Origin of the sequence: Shewanella sp. NIFS-20-20, from assembly GCF_019209865.1 — a bacterium.
In the GTDB taxonomy this organism is placed as follows: Bacteria; Pseudomonadota; Gammaproteobacteria; order Enterobacterales; family Shewanellaceae; genus Shewanella.
The window spans coordinates 22925-45912 of the sequence record NZ_JAHUTT010000013.1; the positions used below are offsets into that span (position 1 = coordinate 22925).

At 50.0% G+C, this 22988-nt stretch carries 15 protein-coding genes; 4 read left to right on the plus strand and 11 right to left on the minus strand.

What is annotated here, in order from left to right; translation table 11 throughout:
* Positions 1 to 30: 30 nt before the first annotated feature.
* Complete coding sequence (locus KU855_RS06290) at positions 31 to 2775, minus strand: TonB-dependent receptor (protein ID WP_218529455.1); 2745 nt, start codon at positions 2773 to 2775, stop codon at positions 31 to 33.
* 580 nt (positions 2776 to 3355) lie between these two features.
* Here KU855_RS06290 and KU855_RS06295 point away from each other — a divergent pair.
* Entirely contained in the window at positions 3356 to 4981 is a 1626-nt protein-coding gene (locus KU855_RS06295; RefSeq protein WP_218529456.1) for an alpha-amylase family glycosyl hydrolase, read from the plus strand.
* Between the two features lie 176 nt (positions 4982 to 5157).
* Here the strand turns inward: KU855_RS06295 and KU855_RS06300 are convergent, their stop codons facing one another.
* Positions 5158 to 7548: a bifunctional aspartate kinase/homoserine dehydrogenase II gene (locus tag KU855_RS06300; RefSeq protein ID WP_218529458.1), complete on the minus strand. Its 2391-nt coding sequence runs from the start codon at positions 7546 to 7548 to the stop codon at positions 5158 to 5160.
* Positions 7549 to 7551: 3 nt separating this feature from the next.
* A complete protein-coding gene (gene metB, locus KU855_RS06305) occupies positions 7552 to 8718 on the minus strand; it encodes a cystathionine gamma-synthase (protein WP_218529459.1) in 1167 nt (388 codons plus the stop codon).
* A gap of 204 nt (positions 8719 to 8922) precedes the next feature.
* Here metB and metJ point away from each other — a divergent pair, with 204 nt between their 5' ends.
* On the plus strand, positions 8923 to 9237 hold the full coding sequence (gene metJ / locus KU855_RS06310; RefSeq protein ID WP_218529460.1) for a met regulon transcriptional regulator MetJ: 315 nt from the start codon (positions 8923 to 8925) through the stop codon (positions 9235 to 9237).
* A gap of 99 nt (positions 9238 to 9336) precedes the next feature.
* On the opposite strand, the gene traF is transcribed toward metJ, so the two are convergent.
* The 3 genes from traF to KU855_RS06325 all read right to left on the minus strand — a co-directional run bounded on the left by traF (position 9337) and on the right by KU855_RS06325 (position 12400).
* The gene (gene traF / locus KU855_RS06315) at positions 9337 to 10533 is read right to left on the minus strand and encodes a conjugal transfer protein TraF (protein ID WP_218529461.1); all 1197 of its coding nucleotides are present in this window, start codon (positions 10531 to 10533) and stop codon (positions 9337 to 9339) included.
* Between the two features lie 120 nt (positions 10534 to 10653).
* Positions 10654 to 11181, minus strand: coding sequence for a response regulator transcription factor (locus KU855_RS06320; protein ID WP_218529462.1), 528 nt, complete (start codon positions 11179 to 11181; stop codon positions 10654 to 10656).
* The gene (locus KU855_RS06325; protein ID WP_256260901.1) at positions 11174 to 12400 is read right to left on the minus strand and encodes an ATP-binding protein; all 1227 of its coding nucleotides are present in this window, start codon (positions 12398 to 12400) and stop codon (positions 11174 to 11176) included. The genes KU855_RS06320 and KU855_RS06325 overlap by 8 nt, the downstream gene beginning before the upstream one ends.
* Positions 12401 to 12632: 232 nt before the next feature.
* Here KU855_RS06325 and KU855_RS06330 point away from each other — a divergent pair, with 232 nt between their 5' ends.
* Positions 12633 to 14510 carry an alkaline phosphatase D family protein gene (locus KU855_RS06330; protein ID WP_218529497.1) on the plus strand — a complete coding sequence of 626 codons (1878 nt, stop codon included), beginning with the start codon at positions 12633 to 12635 and terminating at the stop codon, positions 14508 to 14510.
* A gap of 14 nt (positions 14511 to 14524) precedes the next feature.
* Here KU855_RS06330 and KU855_RS06335 read toward each other — a convergent pair whose 3' ends face one another.
* The 4 genes from KU855_RS06335 to KU855_RS06350 form a co-directional block, all read right to left on the minus strand.
* Positions 14525 to 15454: a pseudouridine synthase gene (locus KU855_RS06335; protein ID WP_218529464.1), complete on the minus strand. Its 930-nt coding sequence runs from the start codon at positions 15452 to 15454 to the stop codon at positions 14525 to 14527.
* A 105-nt stretch (positions 15455 to 15559) separates the two neighbouring features.
* Positions 15560 to 16153, minus strand: coding sequence for an LON peptidase substrate-binding domain-containing protein (locus KU855_RS06340; protein WP_218529465.1), 594 nt, complete (start codon positions 16151 to 16153; stop codon positions 15560 to 15562).
* 141 nt (positions 16154 to 16294) lie between these two features.
* Positions 16295 to 16909, minus strand: a complete 615-nt coding sequence (locus KU855_RS06345) for a DedA family protein (RefSeq protein WP_218529466.1) — start codon at positions 16907 to 16909, stop codon at positions 16295 to 16297.
* Positions 16910 to 17009: 100 nt separating this feature from the next.
* Complete coding sequence (locus KU855_RS06350; protein WP_218529467.1) at positions 17010 to 17471, minus strand: YhcH/YjgK/YiaL family protein; 462 nt, start codon at positions 17469 to 17471, stop codon at positions 17010 to 17012.
* A 288-nt stretch (positions 17472 to 17759) separates the two neighbouring features.
* On the opposite strand from KU855_RS06350, the gene KU855_RS06355 reads away from it, so the two are divergent.
* Positions 17760 to 18815 carry an alpha/beta hydrolase gene (locus KU855_RS06355; protein ID WP_218529468.1) on the plus strand — a complete coding sequence of 352 codons (1056 nt, stop codon included), beginning with the start codon at positions 17760 to 17762 and terminating at the stop codon, positions 18813 to 18815.
* Between the two features lie 1037 nt (positions 18816 to 19852).
* Here KU855_RS06355 and KU855_RS06360 read toward each other — a convergent pair.
* Complete coding sequence (locus KU855_RS06360) at positions 19853 to 22984, minus strand: efflux RND transporter permease subunit (RefSeq protein ID WP_218529469.1); 3132 nt, start codon at positions 22982 to 22984, stop codon at positions 19853 to 19855.
* Between the last annotated feature and the right edge of the window lie 4 nt (positions 22985 to 22988).

Consider the following 22988-nt stretch of genomic DNA (forward strand, 5'->3'; position numbering starts at 1 on the left):
TGACTCCTTAATCACCGCTATTCGTGATGCTTAAAAGGTATAGTTCACACCCAACATATAGTTGCGACCGTATTGTTGGTAATCTCGGATTTGGCGGCTATCGCCATTTTGATAGGTAACAAACGGCTCGTCCGTCAGGTTATTGACCTGCAGTAACACCGAAAATCCATCAACCCCAAATTCAGTTAAGTCATAGCCTAATTGCGCATCCACTAAGGTTTCAGCTTTCACGTACACCGAAGTACGCTCCAGTGAACGCCCTGTCACTTCACCTAGGAAATCACTACGATATCTGGCACTTATCCGCGCTTGGAAACCATAATCTTCGTAATAAAAGGTGGCATTCCCTACTTTTTTAGATAAGCCTGGAAGGTCTATCGGATCAGAATCCGGCCCCTCTTGCACTTCGCTATCGTTATAAGCACCGCTTAAAATGATACCGAAACCTGACAAGCTATCTGCCAACATGGCTCCGGTTAAATGCGCCGAAAACTCCAAGCCACGGATATAGCCGCCACGGCCATTTTGTGGGGTAGTGTACAAACCTTGTTGCAGTGACGGCTGAGGATCTGGCACTAAAAATCCACCGAAGTCATAGGTCACAGACTCATCGAAGACATAGTTTTCTAGATCTTTGTAGAAAGCACCAAAGGCCAAGTAACCTTCATCGAGGTAAATCTCATAGCCCAAATCGTACTGCCATGCCATCCAAGGCTTAAGCTCTGGATTGCCGCCACCGCCGCTCCAAGGGGAATTGTTAATGTCAGTGCTGCCCGCCAAGGAAGGATCGAAATTAAAGGTCAAGCTGGCATTCATCTTGTCCATGCGTGCCCGCGATAGCGAACGGGCGGCAGCAAATCTCAACTGCTGATTATCGATCACATGCCAGGATAAATTGACACTTGGCAACCACTCGGTATACGTCGTGCCACCCTCATTATCTTGCAGCGACACTAAGCCATTGGCGTCTTGGGTCACGGCTTTCCCGGTGGAATGTTGCTTGGTGTGCACCACTTGCACCCCGAAATTACCCAATAACGGCTTATCGGCCAGTTCGGTGTCCACGGAGGCCATCACGTAGCCGGTGGTGACATCTTCCTCCACACTCCAAGTATTGGTGGCTCGGCTCGCAACCGTTTCACCCTCTGAAGTTAACTGGTAAATGCCACTGTTATACAAACCCTCAGCGTCATAGGTGAGCATATTACCCATACCGATAAAATCTAACGAGGTCGGATTAAGCAAGAACTCGCTAGGTACAGCTAACGTATTAGGGTAATCTTTCAGGGTTAAGAAATAGCCTTCGTCCGCCTTAGACTTCTTACGATTACTGTAATTAACCCCAAACTCCACCGCATTAATTGGTCCTTGCGCCAACAGACGTTCAGCACTCATCCTCACCGCTGACAGCTCATCTTTAATGCTTGGAGTATTAATAAAGCCGTCTTGAGCATTACCAGGTACGGTCACATTGTTGCCCCAACTGAATGGCCCGCCGAGCTTCACTAAGGCTGGATCCGCATAGTTGATCGAAGGGTAAAACATGGCGCCGCGATCACCTTGCATTTCAAAGCGCAGATCCTCACAGCCGCCGGGAATACAACCATTGCCACGACTGGTACCAGAATAAGTCTCTAAACCAAAGTCGGTACGATCCGCTTGCGAGTAGGACAGATCGAGATCCACACTCCAATCATCGTTCACCACATAATTGCCGTTCCAACCTAACGCATAGGTGTCGGCATCACGGCGATTGACGTCGTTGCGAACCAATACCTTCGAGTTGGTAAAAATACCTTCGGTAACTAAGCCATTGCTTTCTTGCTGAGACACCACGCCATCATTGGCCCAGCCAGCGCCCCATTGACCGGGAATTTCGATACCGCGCAACAGCTGCTCATCACTAAACTTGGTGTAGTAAGCATCTAAGGTAGCGCTAAATTTGTCATTGGGTTGATACTCAATCACCACCATCACGCCATCGCGCTCTAAGAGGCTAGAACGGACAAACGGCTTGGCCCCACCCAGCACCAATGGGTTGTCAGGGTTGTAATCTAGCTCTGGGTACCCCCACGCTTGCCAACGCTCTTCTTGGTTTGGAGAAAACAACTTGGCATAACCAATGGCCACACCGACGGTGTCATCCATAAATTGATCGATATAGGAAAAACTGGCGCGATAGCCCTTGTCTTCACCATCCGGATTCAATTTGCCTAAATCATTGTATTCACCGCGGGCATTTACCGCGAAGATACGATCGCTAAAAGATAAGGGTTTCACGGTGCGCATATCAACTGTGCCGCCGATAGCTTGAGCCAGTAACGCGGCATTGGGCGTTTTATACACCACCACAGAGTTAATCAACTCCGAGGGATATTGATCAAATTCAACCCCACGGTTATCACCCACAGTCACCTGTTCACGACCATTAAGGGTGGCGGTGGTAAAATCTGGGGCAAGTCCACGAATCGACACCACATTAGCTCGACCATCAAGACGTTGCGCCGCTAACCCAGGTAAACGGGCCAATGACTCCGCAATACTAAGATCGGGTAATTTGCCAATCTCTTCGGCGTTTATCGACTCAACGATTTCATTGGATGACATTTTCACGGCTTGGGTGGCCCGCATGCTGCCACGAATACCGCTGACTTCAATGATTTCGATATTCTCATCCGCTGCCGGCGATGTTTGTTGCTCTGCTGCCGCTAAGTTGTAGCTCATACCTGCTACTCCCAGCGCCATCATGATTAAACTGGGTTTAAATGGTGACATGTGCTCCCCTCCAGATGTTATTGTCATTATTTTCTGTCATCGCTTGTTTGGAAGTACCTACCACAACAAACACGCCAATCAATGGCCAACCAAGCAAACATTACTTTGTTACCATTGTGCAACATTGAGCACAAATTATTGCATACGTATTCATCGGCCTATCCTTGGCCATTGGCGAGTGCAATCTCAAGGGGGAATAGGGGCGAGAGTCGTCATTAAAAGCAAGCTAACGCATTGCTTTTAATGAGAAATAACTAAAAACAATTCAAGGGGTAATCCAAGGCATCTGGGCATAATTGCCAACATTGACGGCCACACTAAATATACCGAGCTGCACCAATAGCTAACATGAGCTGCCCTGCGCTAGTGCGACAGCCAGTAACCTTAAAAATAAATAAGTTAAATAACAATAAGTTATTTCTAGTTTGTGGCATCTTAATTTATGCATACGTATGTAAATTGACGCCAGTAATGGTGACCATTACCGTGGTGTTATTAACAGAGCATAGATCACCCCAGTGACAGACTAATGGGGTGCATCAACGATTGCTAAGACGGATAAGTCGCCAGAGGATTAGAGATGAATAATAAGGAGTGGTGGCGTGGTGCTGTCATCTACCAAATATATCCAAGAAGCTTTGCCGACAGTAACCATGATGGGGTTGGCGATCTGAGAGGGATCATTAATAAGCTCGACTACGTGGCCTCTATCGGCGTCGATGCCATCTGGATCTCGCCTTTTTTCAAATCGCCCATGGCTGACTTTGGCTATGACATCAGCGACTATCGCGATGTCGATCCTTTATTTGGCAATCTCTCTGACTTTGATGAGCTCCTCAGCAAAGCGCACCAACTTGGCTTAAAGATCATGATAGATCAGGTACTCAGCCATACCTCAGATCAACATGCTTGGTTTTTAGAAAGCCGCAATGATACCACCAATGCTAAGGCCAATTGGTATGTATGGGCCGATGCCAAACCCGATGGAACCCCTCCCAACAATTGGCTATCCATTTTCGGGGGTGGCGCTTGGCAATGGGAACCACGACGTGGCCAATATTACTTGCATAATTTTCTCACGAGTCAGCCCGATCTAAATTTTCACCACCCCGAAGTGCGTCAAGCTGTGCTCGATAATGTCGAGTTCTGGCTGAAGCGGGGTGTCGATGGCTTACGCCTCGATGCCATTAACTTCTGCTTCCATGATAGTGCCCTGAGGGATAATCCCGCCAAGCCGGCTGCCGAGCGCCAAGGTCGCGGCTTTAGCGTCGATAATCCTTATGCTTTTCAGTACCATTGGTATAACAACACTCAACCGGAGAATCTCGAGTTTATCGAGCAGCTACGGGCATTAATGGATCGCTACCCCGGCACCAGCGCTCTCGGTGAAATTTCCTCAGAAGACTCACTGGCAACCATGGCCGAATACACCGAAGCCGGACGCCTGCACATGGGATACAGCTTTGAATTGCTCACCCCAGATTACAGCCCAGAATATATTCGCCAAACCATTGAAAATTTAGAACAAAAAATCGGTAACGGTTGGCCATGCTGGGCCTTTAGCAATCATGATGTCACCCGAGTCGCCAGCCGTTGGCAACAACAGCAACCGAGCGCCTCCCAAGCGAGTATGCTCAATGCGCTCCTAGGCTGTATTCGCGGTAGCGTTTGCCTTTATCAAGGGGAAGAATTAGGACTGACAGAAGCAGAGATCCCCTTCGAACAGTTGCAAGATCCTTATGGCATTAGCTTTTGGCCAAACTTTAAGGGCCGCGATGGCTGCCGCACCCCAATGCCATGGCAACATCATGTTGCTCATGGCGGATTTTCCGAGGCTGCCCCTTGGTTACCGAGCTGTGACATTCATTTGGCCAATGCGGTGGATATTCAGCAACAAGATCCACACTCGGTGCTAAGACGCTGTCAGGCTTTCTTTCAGTGGCGTAAACAGCAAGCCGCGTTGCTCGAAGGTGATATTTCCTTTATCGACTTGCCTGCGCCCTTGCTTGGCTTTTGGCGCCGCTCGGCGAAGCAACAATTGTTGTGCATTTTCAACCTCAGTCCTGAGGTGGCCGCACCACTTGAACTCACCCGCTTGCTGAGTGGCGCGCAAGCCATTGGGCCACACAGCCAAGTCCCACACTATGATGTGCAAACATTAACTGGCTTTGGCTACGGCATCTATCTTGGTCAATCAGTCGAGTGAGTGGCGCGTCAACAGTCCCTTGGCGCGTAGGAGGCGCAGGCCCACGCCAGCTTGGCTTAAATGACAAGTCGCGCCTTGAGCTTACGAACCAGAATCCAGCAACACTCTGGCAAATTTACGAGCGGTTAACCGCGCCAAAGGCATTGGTTTAGTTAACCGCTGACTGATGTTACGAGTTACTCGTGCAACAGATCGTGACAGATTTGGGCGAGATCGGACTGTACTGCAGCCGCGGTGACATCACGACCGGCACCGGGCCCTCGAATGATCAGCGGGTTGGCTTGATAAAAGGCCGATCGGATCACAAACACATTATCGCCAGCGGTTAAGTTCGCATAGGGATGATCCGCTGCCACCGATTCCAGCCCCACTTGCGCGCGATACTGCCCGTCAACAAGCTCCAAGCTCGCCACATATCGGATCACTTCACCATTAGCCTGCGCCCGATCGAGCGCTGCCGCCATCGGCGCATCCAGCTCACTCAAGCGACTAAGAAACTCATCCAACGAAACATCTTGCAAATGTACTGGCACTAACGAGTTAAGCTCAATATCGTCAAGCGCTAATGGCAAGCCGATCTCACGGGCTAAGATCAACAGCTTGCGCTGCATATCTCGACCGGAGAGATCGTCGCGAGGATCGGGCTCGGTGATCCCAAGACCTTTGGCTTCATTCACCAGCTGCGAAAAGCTTTGCTCGCCAGTAAATTTTTCAAACAGCCAGCACAAGGTGCCTGAAAATATTCCGCCCACCGCTTCCACCCGATCCCCTGAATTGTGGAGATCGTTTAAGGCATGTTGTACCGGTAAGCCAGCCCCACAACTGGCGTTGTAACGCCAGAATAAACGTCGAACATTGAGCTGTTGTTTTAACTGACGATAAAAAGGCAGCGGGCTAGAACCAGCTAACTTATTGGCGCTAACCATATGAATGCCTTGAGCAAAAAAGGCCGGATAGTGCAAGGTTAAGCTGGCACTGGCACTAATATCGAGCGCCACCAGCTCATCACATGCTAAGGCATTAAGCTGGCTAAACAGATCCGCATACTGCCAAGGTTTACCATCGGTGTCTAAAGCGTCAATCGAGCTGATGGCATCGATGCCCTCGCCATTGATATAGGCGCTTCTCGAACTGACGACCCCGACCAAATCAACACTAATTTGCAACTCTTTGCATAAGTGAGCTCGGGCCTTAGCAAACAAGGTTAGCCAAGCACTGCCGATATTGCCGGTGCCGAGCAAGATCACGCCAATGCGCTTGCGTGGCCCTGCGCAGCGACGATGCACCTTTTGGGTTAAGCTATTGACTTGCTGACAAGGCACTAAAGTTACCAAGCTCAATTCGTCTTGATAAAGGGCAAACGCACTGCGATTTAATAAGCGTGCAAACGCGCGGCGATACAGCGCGGCATCGGCGCTAACCAAGGCCACTAAACCGTGGTCAAGCCGGCTATTAATATTCGATAAACCACACTGCTCGGCATTGGCCTGTAATAATTTATGGATCTGCTGGCGACTCTCTAATGTACAAGCCAAGCTCAATTGCTTCTCTTGGCACCAATGCGCCAACACTTGCACTCCATGCTGAGGCAACAAGCTTAAGAGTTCATCAGCCTCGGTCTCGAGCTGACAACTGAGGACGCAAATCTGATTAAGGCTAGTCACGACTGGCGCACTGGCTCTATCTGTGACTGGTGAAATCAGGGTAAAGTCGGTGTGGGAGGCATAGCTTGATCGCACCGCTAAACTGACATTGGTATCAAATAGAGGCTGCAAGGTGCGTTCATGCAATACCGGCGATCCTAAACGGGCTAAGCGATCGGCCTCAGCTAAGGTCATGCTCGAGAGTAGCTGCGCATCACTGATCTTATTGGGATCGGCATTAAATACCCCTTCCACATCCGTCCAAATTGTCACTCGATTAATCCCAGCTAAGGCCGCTATCAAGGTGGCACTGAAATCCGAGCCATTACGGCCAAGCAATAACGTTTCCCCTTGGGGATTACTGCAAATAAATCCTGTCACGACCAAGCGGCGATCACTCGACTCAGCCAACAGCTTTTGCACTAATTGGCGCGATTCATTCATGCGAATTTGCGGCACGACGCCTTCATCGGCGATCAAGATCTGAGTCGCATCCACGTGGCTTGCATCAACGCTAGATCCGCGCAGTAATGCCGCCATTAAGCGCGCCGACCAACGCTCACCAAAGCTAACCAAGTAACTGATTTGATAGTGTGAAATCTGATCTAATTGCAATAAGCTAGCGATCTGTGCCTTATCCAGGGCTAAACGCTCACGCAGTTCTCGAGCGTTATCACTGGTCAACAGTTGTTCGATCATATGCTGCTGATATTGGATCAAGTCCGCCAAGGCTTCTTGCCACAAGGCTCCTTGCTGACTGAGATCCAATAGTTGATATAGTTTATTGGTGGTTTTTCCGGCCGCCGACACGACGACCAGATCGTTGCTCTGGCCATGGGTCAGTAAAATATGGGCCACGCGGCGATAGCAATCTGCATCCGCCAAACTCGATCCACCAAATTTATGTAAGTGTCGACGTACCATCAATTACTCCTTAGAACCCGCTGCGGCAAGTAAGGCCTGTGCAAGATCCGCCACCAGATCACGCGGATCTTCAATGCCCACAGATAAACGGATCAAATTATCGCTGATACCAGCCAACGCTCGCGCCTTAGGATCCATGGCTCTATGGGTCATGCTCGCCGGGATCGCCACCAAGCTTTCAACGCCACCTAAACTCTCGGCCAATGAGAAAAACTTAAGTTGATTTAAAAAGCGCGTCAACGCTTGTTCACCGCCGGCCAATTCAAAACTCAGCATAGCCCCAAACCCCCGCTGCTGTCGCGCGGCAATGATATGCCCTGGATGACTGCTTAACCCTGGATAATGGATCTGAGTAACCACTGGGCTTTGTTGCAGTAACGCTAACACGGCTTGGCAATTTTCTTGGTGTTGGCGCATGCGCACACTCAAGGTACGTAATCCGCGTAAAGTGAGGTAGCTATCAAACGCGCCCGCGGTTAATCCCAAGGTGTTAGACCACCAATCGAGTTGCTCTGCTAGCTCAGCGGTGGCTGCAATCACGGCGCCGCCAACGACATCGCTGTGACCATTGATGTACTTAGTGGTGGAATGCACCACAATATCGGCGCCCAATAATAGCGGTTGCTGCAGGGCGGGCGATAAAAAGGTGTTATCGACCACCAGCAAGGTATTTGACCCTTTGAGCGCCGTGGCAATGGCGCTGATGTCGACCACCCGTAATAATGGATTCGATGGCGTTTCAATCCAGAACATCGCCGGTTCAAGTGCAATGGCCTCAGCAATGGCTTGAGGATCGGTTTGATCTATGACCTTAAGCTGAAAATGCCCTTTAGCAGCCAAATGGGTAAATAACCGATAGCTGCCGCCATAACAATCATGAGGGATCACCAACAATTGCTCGCGAGTTAATAGACTGGTCGCCAACGTAATTGCCGCCATGCCTGTGGCCGTCACCACCGCCCCAGCCCCTTGCTCTAATTCATTCAGCGCTTGGGATAACAAACAACGGGTGGGGTTGCCAGAGCGGCTATAATCAAACGCGCGCGGGCTCTTGTGGTCAGTAAAGGAATAATTCGTCGACAGATAAATAGGAGGCACCACGGCACCATGCTGAGTGTCGCTTTCAATACCTTGGCGCACGGCCGCGGTTGCGGTATGTCTGTTGGCCATATTCAACTCCTTTAATGCCACTAATAGATGTCTGGACGTCTAAGTTAGCTCAGAAATTGATCAGGGTCAATAGACGTTTAGCAGCATAGACATCCAAACATAAAGAAATCTATTTGCATTGATCCCGAAAACACAGCAATAATTTGACTAGAGATTGTAAGGGGTTAAAATCTGCTCCGAATTCTTGATATCACAGGTGAATCAATGACCGAATGGAATGGCGACTATATCAGCCCTTATGCCGAGCATGGCAAAAAGAATGAACAAGTGAAAAAAATCACAGTATCCATTCCTTTAAAAGTGCTGAAAGTATTGACGGATGAGCGCACTCGCAGACAAGTCAATAATCTGCGTCACGCAACGAACAGTGAGTTATTGTGTGAAGCATTTCTGCATGCCTACACTGGCCAACCATTGCCGAATGATGAAGACCTGTCTAAAGACAAGCCTGACAGCATTCCGGCCGATGCCAAGCGCATCATGGATGATATGGGTATAGAGTGGGAAGACATGGAATAAAGCGCAGCTAACGCTTTATATCGACAAGGGGCGCATGCGCCCCTATGTTTTTGATGCCGACACCCGCCTTGGTGGCTGAAAATTTTTCATCCGCTGTGATTAAAATTGATAACGGGTTTGCACTGCCGCGCCCAAACTATCGCCAGTACCAAACATCCCCGCTACATCGATACTGAAAATTCGACCAAACGTCATGCCCGAACCTAAGGTGTAGATATCATCATGATTAGCCTCGATATCATAGCGATAACCAACGCGTAACGATAACCAATCGGTCGCTTGCACAGCCCCGCCAACTCGCCAATATTGACTAGAACCCATGCCGTCAAAGGGAGTGCGTTTATTAAGATCGATATCCGAGCTCAGCATCCACTGCCGCCAATCCCAAGCAACGCCGAGCGTAAACTTAGCTTCGCTAGTAAAACTAAATTGGCGATCGTCTATCACAAGGCTATCGAGCTTATGCTGAACCAAATCGCGGCCACTCAAGCCTATGGTCAGCTCCCGTGTCGGCATGATAGTAATCCCCGCATCTAGATTAAATTGCGTGTTATTACTGCGATATCTATCCTCACGAATGTCATCGCGATCAAAACTGGTGACATTAGCGACATAATTAAAACTGTCTAAGCGCTGAATTTTAGGACTGATGCCGATAGTCACTGGCATATTCACGATCGAGAGCGGGTAGCTTAGTGCCACACCAAATTCCGAGACCGCCCCCGCCACTGCCGTGCCTGAAGACGTCAAGGTTCGCGACTCTGGCGGGTTATCGGGATCCAATGAGCTCAAGGCATCGATATCGCTTTGGGTCACGTCGGCAACGCCCATGCCTTCAACATAGGTTTGATAAAACAATGCCGTAGGAAAGGGATGTGTCGGGAATGCGATGGCGGCGCCGACAGCCACGTTGGCATAAGCGCTATCGCCAGATAATTCATCGAGGGTAATGATCAAGCGTTGCCTATAGGCATCGATTTGGCCCATATCCCCATTATCTATGGCCTGGTTGAGTCCTTGGTAATTATCTTGAACGCGATCGAAGCTGGCTTGAAGATCGTGGCGATCCGAGTAGCTGGCCGATAATGCTGGGAGGAGTAAATCCACATCGTCATCGCGAAGATCGGGCTTGGCCAGCAAGGCGGGATTGTAAAAGACTGACGCCGCTTTGTGGCTACTGGCAACCCCAACCCCGCCCATGGCGGCAGATCGGGCGTCAATTTCAGCTTGGCCAGCGATCGCCACTGCGCACATGCTAAAGGCCATCAGTAATGCTAATCCCTTGCGTAATATCATCGTCTTCTCCCTGACCGACCTAACGATGGCAAATAGAGACTGCTGATATCACGATCAAAACTTGCCTTACTTTTACTCTAGTTCAGTCAGCCTCAGAGTAAAAAAAATCCGCCGATTTTTTTATGAAAGTATGGGCTTTTTTAAGAGTTTTCGCTGCAGGGTACGACGATGCATTCCCAGCTGACGCGCGGTGGCAGAGACATTGCCTTGATTGCTGGTTAAGACTTGTTGAATATGCTCCCACTCGACGCGTTTAGGAGATAATGCATTTTCGGCAGGAAGCGCGATCGCACTTACCCCCCCAGGAAGCAAGGCATTGACTAAGGTGGCGGTATCCACAGGCTTGGCCAAATAGTTATCCGCCCCTTGGCGAATAGCCTCCACCGCAGTAGCAATGCTGGCATAGCCGGTTAACAACACTAGGTGAACCTTAGGCAAGCTGGTACGCAATAGTGGGATCAGATCTAAGCCGCAGCCACGACCAATTTTCATGTCTAATAAAATATGACTCGGCTGCCATAACCGTGCTTCAGACAAGGCGAGTTCACAGCAATCGACATGATGGCACTCAAACCCTTGGCCAGATAATCGACGCTGTAGCACATTTGCTAAGGGAATATCGTCTTCGATAATCAACAGCTTATGCATCTTCTCCCCCGAGGTTATCCGCCGCAGAGTGAGTTAAGGCGATGGGCAACCATACCTCGGCAATCGTCCCTTCTGCGCCGAGCGATCGTAACAGTAAGCGACCACCTAAGCGCTCTAAACTGCTATGGCTTAGCACTAATGCCATGCCTAACCCTTTGGCGGAATCGATCAATTGATAACCAAGAACGCCTACGCGACTGCTGTCTAGACCGGCACCATAGTCACGAATCGTCAGTCGTACAAAGTGAGCGTCTTGCTGCCAACTCAGGGTCACACACGCGCCGTGCCCAGCCTCTCGACTGGCGCTAGCACCATTATCAATCAAGGCCATCAGCGCCGGCAATAAACTGCTGTCAGACAGAATATGTCGATCAGGGAGGTCATCTGCAAACTGATAGTGCAGTTGAATCGTGGGCATCAATAACGACAGCTTGTGTTCAAGATCCGGCAGTAACTCACTCATCTTGATGGTTTGCTGGCGTTTATCGCGGATGTCTTCGGTGGCTGAACGTAACTGTTGCAGGCTGAGCTCACAACGCGCGAGGGCGCCATCAAATTCTGTCAATGAATCACGCTCTGGCATTTCTTCAGCCATTTCTTCCCACAATAACCGCAAACTTGCCAACGGCGTGGCCAACTGATGCGCCATTTGCGCCGAGGCCGTGCCGAGCGCCAACAATTGCTCTTGCCGTAATTGGTGCTCGCGCAAGTAAGCTAATTCGGCCTCTTTTTGACGCATGCGTTTAGCCAATAAGGCCACACTGGTGGTCAGCACTAACGCCGAAATCACAAAATTAAACCACATCCCAAGAAAATGAGAGTCCATATTGTGCTCAACCATGTCACAACTGGGCATGGTTAAAATCATGGCGCTATAAGCCAAGGTCGAGACCAAGGCTAAGGACCAAGCCGCCCAATGCGGTAAAATGACCGCGGCCAGCGCAATGGGTAACAATAACAACGACACAAAGGCATTGGTAGCGCCCCCCGTGACATCTAACCACATAGCCAGCAGCAAAGTATCCACCAGTAAGCAGGCAAACAGCCGACTATCGGCGGCTTGGATCCAACGGCGTTTGGCAACGGTCAGGCATAAAAATAACAATTCGAGGCTAAATAATAGCCCCAAGTATTCCCCTTGAACCTGCAAGCCAAAGGTGTCGGCTGCGAGCCAACTTAAGCCCAATTGCAGCAAGAGCGCGCCCAGACGCAACACCAAAATTAGATCATGGGTCGTCAAGCGATGCCAGCGTTTATTCGGTGCAATTGGTGGGCAAGTTTTAGTCGTCAACGGAGTGGATAACATCGCAAATTAATTATTATTATCGTTAATTCACTAGTTTAAGAACTTTTCAAATTCGGTGCACTTGTTTACCCTTAGCAAACTCTCAGATAACAAGCTGGATCACGATTTGCCGACACAGTCCCTGCCTTTAGTCATTGCCGGCCCCATGTTAAGGCATTGTGATAGCCAGCAATTGACCCTGTGGTTAGTCACCTCTCAACCCTTAACTCAATTGTCACTCACTGTGCTCGCGCGCACCTATCCGTTAGCACAAGATGCCTGTCATTGTGTTCGCTTAGGCAAGCATGCTTGGCAATATGTGCTGCATTGGCAAAGCCCGACGCCACTCCCCTTGAGCACTACCATTAGTTACCAGTTAATCGACAGCCAATGGGGCGATGTGTTTGCCGACATCGATGAACTCAATTATTCCCAGCAGCCATCGCCGTCGGTCTATTTACGCCCTCGCATCGAACAGGTATTACACGGCTCTTGCCGCCAAGCCCATCATCACAGTGACGATGCCTTGGTCGCCGCCGATCATACCTTAGCTCATAGCGTTCAAGAGCAACGCCCCGATCTGTTGTTAATGAGTGGCGATCAAGTCTATATCGATGATATTGCAGGGCCGATGCTGATGGCGATCGCTCAGGTCATCCGCTTATTAGGCCTACCGCAGGAACATTTCAGTGGCGCTGCGATCCCCAATAGCCAAGCCATCAACTATGACGCCAGCGCCTTGTATTTGCGTCACAAAAACTTATTGCCCACCACCGACTACCCTGCCGCCACTCCACTGGGTCGTTGGTATCGCAATCACCCCATTTTCACCTCATCGCTGGCCGAAAATCATTTAGTCAGTGTTAGTGAAATCATGGCCTTGTATTTATTGGTGTGGTCGCCAGAGTTGTGGCAATGGCTCGATATCCCTAAGCAACTACCAGGCTTGTCGGCCGTGAATCAGCTGCGCTGGCAGCAACAATGGCAAGAGCTGTTAATGTTTAAAGCTGGCCTCAGTAAGGTCAGAAGGCTGCTAGCCCACGTTCCTGTGTATATGATCTTTGATGATCATGATATTACCGACGACTGGAATCTCACGGCAAAGTGGGAGCAAGCGGCTTATGGTCATGAATTTTCACGACAAATCATTGGAAATGCCTTAATTGGCTATAGCTTGTTTCAATGTTTAGGCAATCGCCCCGAGCGTTTTTGCCATGAGCTGAGCTTTGTGAGCGACTGGCTTAACCGAGTCGATTATCAGGCAGAAACCGCCTATGTGGATAGCCAACAACAAGCTCAAGTCATTAGTCGACTGTTAAGTTATTCATCATGGGGCTATGAGTTAGAAACCCAGCCTAAAGTGGTGGTGCTAGATACCCGGACGCAACGCTGGCATCGGGAGTCGAATCTCGCCAAGCCCTCAGGCTTAATGGATTGGGAAGCCTTAAGTCAATTTCAACACAACATCTTAGGTCATGACCAAGTGATCATCGTCTCTCCAGCCCCTATGTTTGGGGTGAAATTAATCGAGACGATCCAAAAAGCCGTCACCATGATCGGTGGCTCGTTATTGGTGGATGCTGAAAACTGGATGGCCCATCCCGGCGCCGCGAATACCTTGCTGAGTATCTTCCGTCATCGACGAACTCCGGAACAATTTGTGATTTTATCTGGCGATGTCCACTACTCTTTCGCTTACGATATCCATATTCGCTTTCGCCATGGTGGCCCGCAAATTCACCAAATTACGGCCAGCGGTTTTAAAAACCAGTTTCCAGAAAAATTGCTACCTTGGTTTGATCGCATTAATCGCTGGCTCTACGGCTACGCATCGCCATTAAACTGGTTCACTCGGCGCAAACGCATGGTGATCCGCAGTTGCCGCCCCAATCATGCCAAGCAGCAACGGCTGGTTAATAAGAGCGGCTTTGGCCGAGTGTACTTTGATGAACAGGGGCGCCCGACTCAGGTGCAAGTCGTTCATGGCGATCAGGAGATCACAGAGTTCTTTTCACCCAATAACCATCACCAGCAAGAGCCATGATCCGCAACATGAGCTTAATCAATCCTGCGCTGCAAGCTTAATCCTGGCACTTGCCAGTCATGAGACTTTGCCGTCACCGGATCGACAAAACTTAAGCGGCGCGCCAGCAGTTGCAATGGCTGATTAAAATTATCGGGGCCTTTAGCTTGTAACTGGGGATAAAAACGATCGTTGAGTAAGGGCATGCCCAAGCTCAGCATATGCACGCGCAACTGGTGCGTTTTACCTGTGATAGGGCTAAGTTCAAACAAGCCCAAATCTCCGGCCACAGCCACTAAGCTAATCTCGGAATGACTATTAGCATCGCCTGGGACTATCTGCATTAAAAAGCTTGGGTTGGCAGGTTTAATTCGATTTTCGATGCGCCAATGGCACGGCAATCGCAGTTGCTGCGACTGATGCAAGGCTAATAATTCTGGCGTCAGGCGCGCAATGCCGTGGTACTGCTTATTAATGGTTTTGGCAGAAAACAATGCATGATACAGATGCCTAGTATCGGGATTAACACTCAACAGCACTATGCCTGCGGTTTCACGATCGAGGCGATGGGCCGGCACTAAGGTGTCTATTCCTGTGGCCAACCGCAAGCGATGAACTAGGCACTCATTGACATAATTTCCACTGGGGGTCACTGGCAGAAAATGCGGCTTGTGGGCAATCACTATGTGCGGATCTTGATAGAGAATATCGACCTCAAAGGGGATCTTGGTTTCCGCGACCACCTCGCGGTAATAATACACCCGAGCGCACGAGCGATAGCGGCTATCGCTATCAATCAAGCTACCATCTTGCCAACTCACTAACCCCTGCTGCATTCGGTCGCGCCACGTCTCAGGCGCAATGTGAGGAAAGCGCTCACAAAGATAGGACAGCACAGTCATATCATGAGATTGAGATTGAGGTAACACAAGGTAAGACGGTTGAGCAGCGCGGGCAGTCGACATGGTGATTCATTTCATGGCATCAAGGGGCGCATCATACCGCCAATCCATAGCTCTCGCCTAGCCTTGCGCCACTCAACCCACAAGCGCTGGGGCAGCAATCGTCCATTATCCATTGAGGTTATTGTCGGCACTTAAATCTGATTTTATTAAGTTAAGCATAAAATTCATGGTCTTATGACAATCTGGCTGGCTCAACAATTGATGTTTATCATGGTTATACATAGGTAGCACTTCCAGCCAACGCTGACTGACCCAGCAAGCATCTTGCCATTGAGTATCGCCATAGAGCTCCAATAAATCCGGATGAACTTGATAAAACTCTCGCAACGCTTGGCTTAGTAATCGATATTCGCCCACTAACGGCTCATGTTGCCAATTTTGGCTTGGAAAAGTCAGTAACATCCAGCGCTTATCTAATTTTTGCATCGATGATATCACCCTGACACGCTGCAAGCCTTCAATCACTATCGACAGGCTGTTATCACTTAACTGATTGAAATCAATCACGCGGCAATGAGTGACAATCGGATAACAGGGGGGTGCATGCTGACAACCCATGCCAAAAGCCAGTGGAATATCCAACTTTAAGCTCTCGGTTAAGGTTAATATATTCAAGTTATCAACCACGCGGATCTCTTGTCGACCCTGAGGTAAGATCAAAGTATCAATCGCAAAAAGCGACATTACTTCGACGTTCATCTTGCCTCCAACACCAGCGGCATGCCTGTAGAAAAATTACAACCCGTCAAGGTAGTCAAAATTTGACCACCCCTTAATTAAACTTAGACCACTGATATCTTAAAATGATTTCATACAGAAAAAAATAATCACCGATGGCACTTAGTTTGCTGGCTTCGCGGCTTTTGCTCGCCAGAGAACGACGGCGATGGCACCGATCAATACCGACACAATTAACCAGCTAATGATTTGATGTTGATGATAAAAAATTAAGAGTGGTGTCGACTCTCTCTCGAGAAATGCTGGGCCCAAACCGAACACTAACGCCCAGACACTGGTGGCGAATAAATTACCCAATAAAAATTGCTTAACTGGCATTTTCGCGATACCACAGCCGAGGCATAAATACTGTTTTAAGCCCTCAACAAAGCGGCTAATCACTAGACCCAATCCGCCATACTGGCCAATAAATTGATGCAATTTTTGCTCAGTTTGCGGCTTAATCCAGCCCTTGTTAAGTAAGACATTGCCAAAGCGCAACCCTAAGTAATAACCGATGCAGTTACCACTAAAGGCACTAATTGCCGCCACGATAATCACTAGCGGCAATGACATTTGGCCACTCGCGGCCAAGATTGCCGCCACGATTAATAAGGATTGGCCCGGGGCTGGAATGCCAAAGCCTTCGACCGCAATTGCGAGCGCCAAAATAACATAGCCGTATTGGTGTAACCATGGGCTCAGGTCAGTCACGATATGATGTAACGATTCCAGCATTAGGCAGTATCCATAACAGATAATGCCTTCATTCTAGTCGCTAAGACGCTGACACACCCATGATAATTACTTCATGTTGGCACGGTTACGCTGCCGATGCTTAGATAGCGACCTTCACCACCACCTTACGTACCCACTCACTGCCAGGCCCAACCCCAGGCATATGGATATCCGTCGGTAAAAAAATGGCAAACTCACCAGCCTTGAGGCTGAAAAAGTTGGCTTGGGCTAACAGCGGCGCACTGCTAAACTCGGCAAAATCTCGTCCCTGATGGTAATCGGTATCACTGCGTCTATCGGCCAAGGGTAAACAGCCACACATTTCCTGACCCGACACCACAAATTGCACATCCATATAACGCTGATGGACTTCAAAAGGAGACTGATGACGATCACCGGGTTGATAGTCATTGACGATAGCGAACACCTTATCGCCATCAATATCGTGTCGACCTTTGGCTAAATTGGCGACATCAGCCTGCTGTAAAAATGCAAAGGCCTGGGCTAAATTCGGGTGGATCCCGTGATAAAGGTGGCTCATGGCCAAGGTATCAGTAATCATAACATCCCCTTAAAAAAATTAGCGCTAGTGTAAACCTGCGCGGGGGCAATAGCCATACTCGAGCAGGCTGCTTTCCATCAGCATTCTATTATATGATAACCATCGCATCAGCTCGTGTGTCCCAGCCCAATTAGCCTCAGTCTTAAGGCCGGCACCCACTGAATTGTTTAGAATGAGCGACGATGACGCGCCTTGATCCCGCCAACCTTGATTAGGCGAGCCTAAGCTTGGCGGGATCAATACCGACTCAATAGGACGGGGATCACTCCCGCAAGCCAAGGAGCCCAAGTGGCCGGATTACAATTACTCGCAGGCCCGAGTGCCTTAAGCCAAATACGCCGCCATGGCTTGCGTCCCGAATTATTCAGTCAATTGCTGGCAGCCTCGGGGGGACCTAAGTTTCTAGGCTTGGCCAATTTAGATAAATACCTGTTCAGCGAATTCTTTAACGCCCGCCAGCAGCCATTACATACCTTAGGCGCATCATCTGGGGCTTGGCGGTTGGCATGCTTGCCACAAACCGACAGTAACGGCGCTTACGATAGGCTCGTCGAAGCCTACATTGGTCAAGCCTATCAAGGCCGCCCACGGCCTACGGAAGTCGCGACCAAGGTGAAATCGATTGTGAGCCATCTATTGGGTGCCAATGGCGCCGCGGCGTTGATGCGCCACCCCAAGATCCATCATCACGTCGTTGTTTGCCGCGCTCGCCATCTCAATCGTCACCCTCAGCCATCCCTGTTACTCGCCGGACTCCTCATAGCCGCGGTCACCAATGCCATCCACCGTCCGTGGTTGGCACACTCTTTTGATCGAGTGCTCGTAAGCCCCGCCGGCGTTAACTATCCCCCCTTTAATCGAGTGGCCGATTTGCCCACCACTCAAACACATTATGATCAGGCCAATCTCGAACAGGTGTTGCTCGCCACGGGCAGTATTCCGCTGGTGCTCGCTGGCGTCGACGCCATTAAAGCACTGCCGCCTGGGCGCTACTTTGATGGCGGCATTACAGATTATCACTTTAAGTTAGATTTAGGCGCGGCCACTGGCTTAACCTTATACCCTCACTTTTATCCGCACATGAGTCCTGGCTGGTTTGATAAATCCCTACCCTGGCGCCGCCATGCCAAAGCCTTCGATCGCGCCTTAGTGTTAGCACCGACCCCTGAATTTACGGCCAAATTACCCTTAGGCAAGTTGCCTGATCGCACCGATTTTAAACACTTAGATACCGCCACCCGCCAGCGCTATTGGCAGCAGGCTGTCGCGCAAAGTCAACAATTGGCCGATGAATTCGACCAAGCCATCAGACGCCCAGATATTGCCGTAACGCCCTTGTTTTAAAAAAAATAAATGCAGCCTAGTGGCTGCATTTATTTGCTCAATCTATCGCAGATGATTCATCGCGATGTAGACGATGAAAATGTGGCATTCAGCTCTCACTCTACTGGTGTAGATAGACAAGCTTCGCTTGCCAAAACGTCGTGGGTTCCACCCTCACGGGGCAAGAGGGGATCAACAGCAATTCCCTCTTGCATCTCCCTTGCCGCCCCAACCGAAGTTGTCACCCATCGATACATGCCTTCAATGGACGCAATCACCGCCGATTCACCATCCCTGGCTCAACGGCGCCTGCTTTGTCATCCATGACAGAGCTGGCTATTGACGTCATTTCCCTCCGGCAACTTCAAACGGGGGGAATTAGTGTATCTCGTCAGCTCATCACTGCCCCAAAGCTGCCTATGCCTATAAAGGCCATCTGCCCAGATAGATACAATGAAGGAAGATTTGGTCAAGATACTCGCAATATGGAGTCGCATTTTTTGAGCAAGCTCACAACTGGAATATGACATCCAGTCCCCGTTTGACGCTGGCGAAAGGGTTGTTGAAAATGGCGAAGCGAGGCATGGATGCCGAAGCCATGACAGTCGAATCATGGACGAGCAACGCCCCTGACTCGGGTGTGGGTTTGGGCGAATGCTTGCCCAAGGCAAGCGCACTGATGAGCGAGAGGCAGGGATGCCGAACTGGCCGCGGTATAAGGATGTATTTACCCACGACTTTCACTGCTGACAAGTGGTATGTCCCGCAGGGGCAAAACCAATCAAAGCGCAACTTGGCACGCCTTAACCTACAGCAGAATCCCACAGAGATTTCGGTACTGAGAACCGGCAGACAACTCTACAGCAGAAAGAAAAAGAGGAAACTACAGACGACGCACCCAATAAAAAACGGCACAAACTTGTGCCGTTACCCAAGACCACAGAAGGTAAGGCAGTTTCTGTGGTTTGCAAAAAAAAGTGATGCCCTGTAAAGCTAGGCATCACCAGAAAAATACACCTCATCCCTGAGTAAAACGTCTTTAAGAATATGACTTAAGCTCAGACATCAGCTTGCTGAGTTTGAGGCTTCTGCTTACCCTCAAGCAGGTTGTACAGGGCTGGCAGTACCAGCAACGTCAGCGCGGTTGAGCTCAGCAGGCCACCGATAACCACAACCGCCAGCGGCTTTTGGATTTCTGAGCCGATGCCGGATGACATTAGAATCGGGATCAGACCCAATGCCGAGGTCAGTGCCGTCATTAATACTGGCCGCAACCGCCCCACTGTGCCTTCAAGTACGGCGTGATTGAGGGGCTCTCCACTGGCCAGTCGCTGGTTAATGGCATCCACCAGCACCACGCCGTTCAATACCGCCACCCCAAACAGGGTGATAAAGCCGATAGAGCTTGGCACCGACAGATAAGTGCCACTCAAATACAGCGCCAGTACGCCACCAATCAATGCCAAGGGCACGTTGGCCATGATCAAAGCCGCTTGCTTGCCACTGCCAAATGAGAAGAACAGCAATAAGGCGATCAATGCCACCGAAATCGGCACCACGAGCATTAATTTCTGCTGTGCTCGTTGTTGATTTTCGTACTGGCCGCCCACCATCACGGTATAACCTGCGGGTAAGTCGGCTTGGGGCACGATGGCATAAATATCATTGACCACTGAGCCCATATCACGACCAGAGACGTTAGCTTGTACCACCACCCGGCGCTGTACATCGTCGCGACGAATATTCGGTGGTGCCATCTCTACGGCCACGCTAGCCACTTCACCAAGACGCACTTGGGCGCCCGTGGCTCCGGTTAACAGCAAGTCTTCCAATGCATCCGGTGAGTTACGATATTGCTCAGCCAGACGCACTTGAATATCGTATCTTGCATTGCCTTCAATTACTTGACCGGCACTGACGCCACCAATGCCCTCACTAACTAAGCTCATCACTTGATCGACGCTAATGCCATAGCGCGCTAACCTATCGCGATAGGGACGGATCACCAACTGCGCTTCTCCGCTCACCTGCTCAAGTGATACATCAACGGCGCCATCAATCCCGGCCACCAGCTCAGCGAGCTGCTGTCCCTTAGCTGATAACACCTCAAGATCGGGTCCAAATAACTTGATCGCTAATTGCGCCTTCACCCCAGACAATAATTCATCCACACGGGTCGCGATCGGTTGTGAGAAGGTAAACAATAATCCCGGGTACTGGGCCAAACGATCTTGCATTAAATGTTGTAATTCAGAGCGATCGCTCGCAGAAGTCCAATCAGAGACCGGCTTAAGACCCAAATAGATCTCGATATTACTCACAGGTTCAGGATCGCCACCCAATTCAGGCGCGCCAATGCGGCTCAGCGCATATTCAACCTCAGGAAACTCCAGCAAGATAGCTTCCAGCTTAGGCGCGGCTTCCATGGCGGTACCCAAACTTGCCGTGGGCGCTAAGGTCACCCGCAAATTAATGGTGCCCTCTTCCAGTTCAGGCACAAATTCTGTGCCCAAGCGTGGCAATAGCATCATGGTCAGCACAAACAAACTTAATGCCGCCGCCATAACTCGTTTGGGTGCAGCTAACGTGGCCACCAACACCCGGCGGTAGCTCAGTTCAAGTCCAGATAACAAAGGATTGTGTCTAAGTTTGACTCCCGAATTAAACAGGTAGACCGCCAGCGCTGGCACCATCAACAAGGACACCAGCAAGGCCGCTCCCATGGCCAAAATAATACTGACGGCCATCGGCTGGAACATCTTGCCCTCGACCCCTTCTAGGGCAAAAAGCGGCGCGAACACTAGCATAATGATCAAGGTGGCAAAGAAAATCGGTCGACACACTTCAGCGGCCGCCGTCATTACCTTAGCCGCAATGGAGGAGTGATCATCACGTCCCAACTGCTTAACGATGTTTTCGACCATCACAACCGAGCCATCCACCAGTATACCGATTGCAATCGCGAGCCCGCCCAATGACATCAAGTTGGCCGACATGCCAAAGTAAGCCATCAGCATTAACGCCAGACCGATGGACACCGGAATAGAAATCAACACCAATGCCGTGGCACGAATATTAGTGAGGAAAAATAACAGCACCACCAAAATAAACATAAACGCCATTAATAAGGCATCAACCACTGTGGTTACCGCTTGAGTCACCAGATCCGATTGATCGTAAAACACCTCAAAGTGCACCCCGTCAGGCAGTGACTGTTTAATCAAGGGTAAGCGAGCATCAATTTCATCAATCGTGACCTTGGTATTGTCGCCCATGCGTTTCAGGACGACCCCAGCCACCACTTCACCTAAGGCTTCAATCCCCTCGTCGGTGCGGCGACTCATAGTGACCGCGCCCACCCGAATTTCACTGCCATAGGCGATAGTCGCAATATCACCTATGCTGACAGGCGTGCCTTGGTACTCGGTTAAAGGAATAGAGCCTATGGCATCTAAGCCCTCATCGCCCGCGGGTAACATGCCATAGCCACGCACCACCAGCTGTTCTTGCCCTTGATCCATAAACCAGCCACCCGCATTGCGGTTGTTGCTGGCTAAGGCTGCGGTCACTTGTGGTAAATCGACGCCAAAGGCTTGCAATTTATTCGGATCAACTTGCACCTGATATTGACGAACATGACCGCCAAATGACAACACATCGGTGACGCCGCCAACGGGCATCAACAGTAACTTAACCAAATAGTCATTCAGACTTCTGAGTTCATCACTGCTGACACCGGCGTCCTTATCGGCGCGTAACACATATTGATAAATTTGACCCAATCCGGAGGTATTAGGCCCAATTTCCGGCACCCCCACCCCCGACGGGATCATTTCTTTGGCTTGTTGCAGCATCTCAAAGACTTGCTGACGAGCAAAATAGATATCTGTGCCTTCGGCAAAGACCACAGTCACAATCGATAAGCCGGTACGCGACAGCGATCGCACTTCAGTGACCGATGGCAAGGCGTACATGGCCGCTTCGACCGGATAAGTGATCAGCTTTTCAACTTCTTCGGCCGCCAATCCTTCGGCCGCGGTGTTCACAGTGACCTGCACATTGGTCACATCAGGAAAAGCATCGAGATTCAGTTTTGGTAACACCAAACCACTGGCGACAATGGCCGCCAACAAGGCCATGATCACCAGTAAACGATGACGAATAGCCGCTTCAATTAATTTCACTAGCATAGGT

Excerpts from the sequence above, each read along its gene's own strand:
- KU855_RS06350 (WP_218529467.1), bottom strand. The coding sequence starts at position 17,471 with ATGATTACTGATACCTTGGCCATGAGCCACCTTTATCACGGGATCCAC.
- metB (WP_218529459.1), bottom strand. The coding sequence starts at position 8,718 with ATGGCCAACAGACATACCGCAACCGCGGCCGTGCGCCAAGGTATTGAA.
- metJ (WP_218529460.1), top strand. The coding sequence starts at position 8,923 with ATGACCGAATGGAATGGCGACTATATCAGCCCTTATGCCGAGCATGGC.
- KU855_RS06330 (WP_218529497.1), top strand. The coding sequence starts at position 12,633 with ATGTTAAGGCATTGTGATAGCCAGCAATTGACCCTGTGGTTAGTCACC.
- KU855_RS06345 (WP_218529466.1), bottom strand. The coding sequence starts at position 16,909 with ATGCTGGAATCGTTACATCATATCGTGACTGACCTGAGCCCATGGTTA.
- KU855_RS06335 (WP_218529464.1), bottom strand. The coding sequence starts at position 15,454 with ATGTCGACTGCCCGCGCTGCTCAACCGTCTTACCTTGTGTTACCTCAA.
- KU855_RS06290 (WP_218529455.1), bottom strand. The coding sequence starts at position 2,775 with ATGTCACCATTTAAACCCAGTTTAATCATGATGGCGCTGGGAGTAGCA.
- KU855_RS06295 (WP_218529456.1), top strand. The coding sequence starts at position 3,356 with ATGAATAATAAGGAGTGGTGGCGTGGTGCTGTCATCTACCAAATATAT.
- traF (WP_218529461.1), bottom strand. The coding sequence starts at position 10,533 with ATGATATTACGCAAGGGATTAGCATTACTGATGGCCTTTAGCATGTGC.
- KU855_RS06360 (WP_218529469.1), bottom strand. The coding sequence starts at position 22,984 with ATGCTAGTGAAATTAATTGAAGCGGCTATTCGTCATCGTTTACTGGTG.
- KU855_RS06300 (WP_218529458.1), bottom strand. The coding sequence starts at position 7,548 with ATGGTACGTCGACACTTACATAAATTTGGTGGATCGAGTTTGGCGGAT.
- KU855_RS06320 (WP_218529462.1), bottom strand. The coding sequence starts at position 11,181 with ATGCATAAGCTGTTGATTATCGAAGACGATATTCCCTTAGCAAATGTG.
- KU855_RS06340 (WP_218529465.1), bottom strand. The coding sequence starts at position 16,153 with ATGAACGTCGAAGTAATGTCGCTTTTTGCGATTGATACTTTGATCTTA.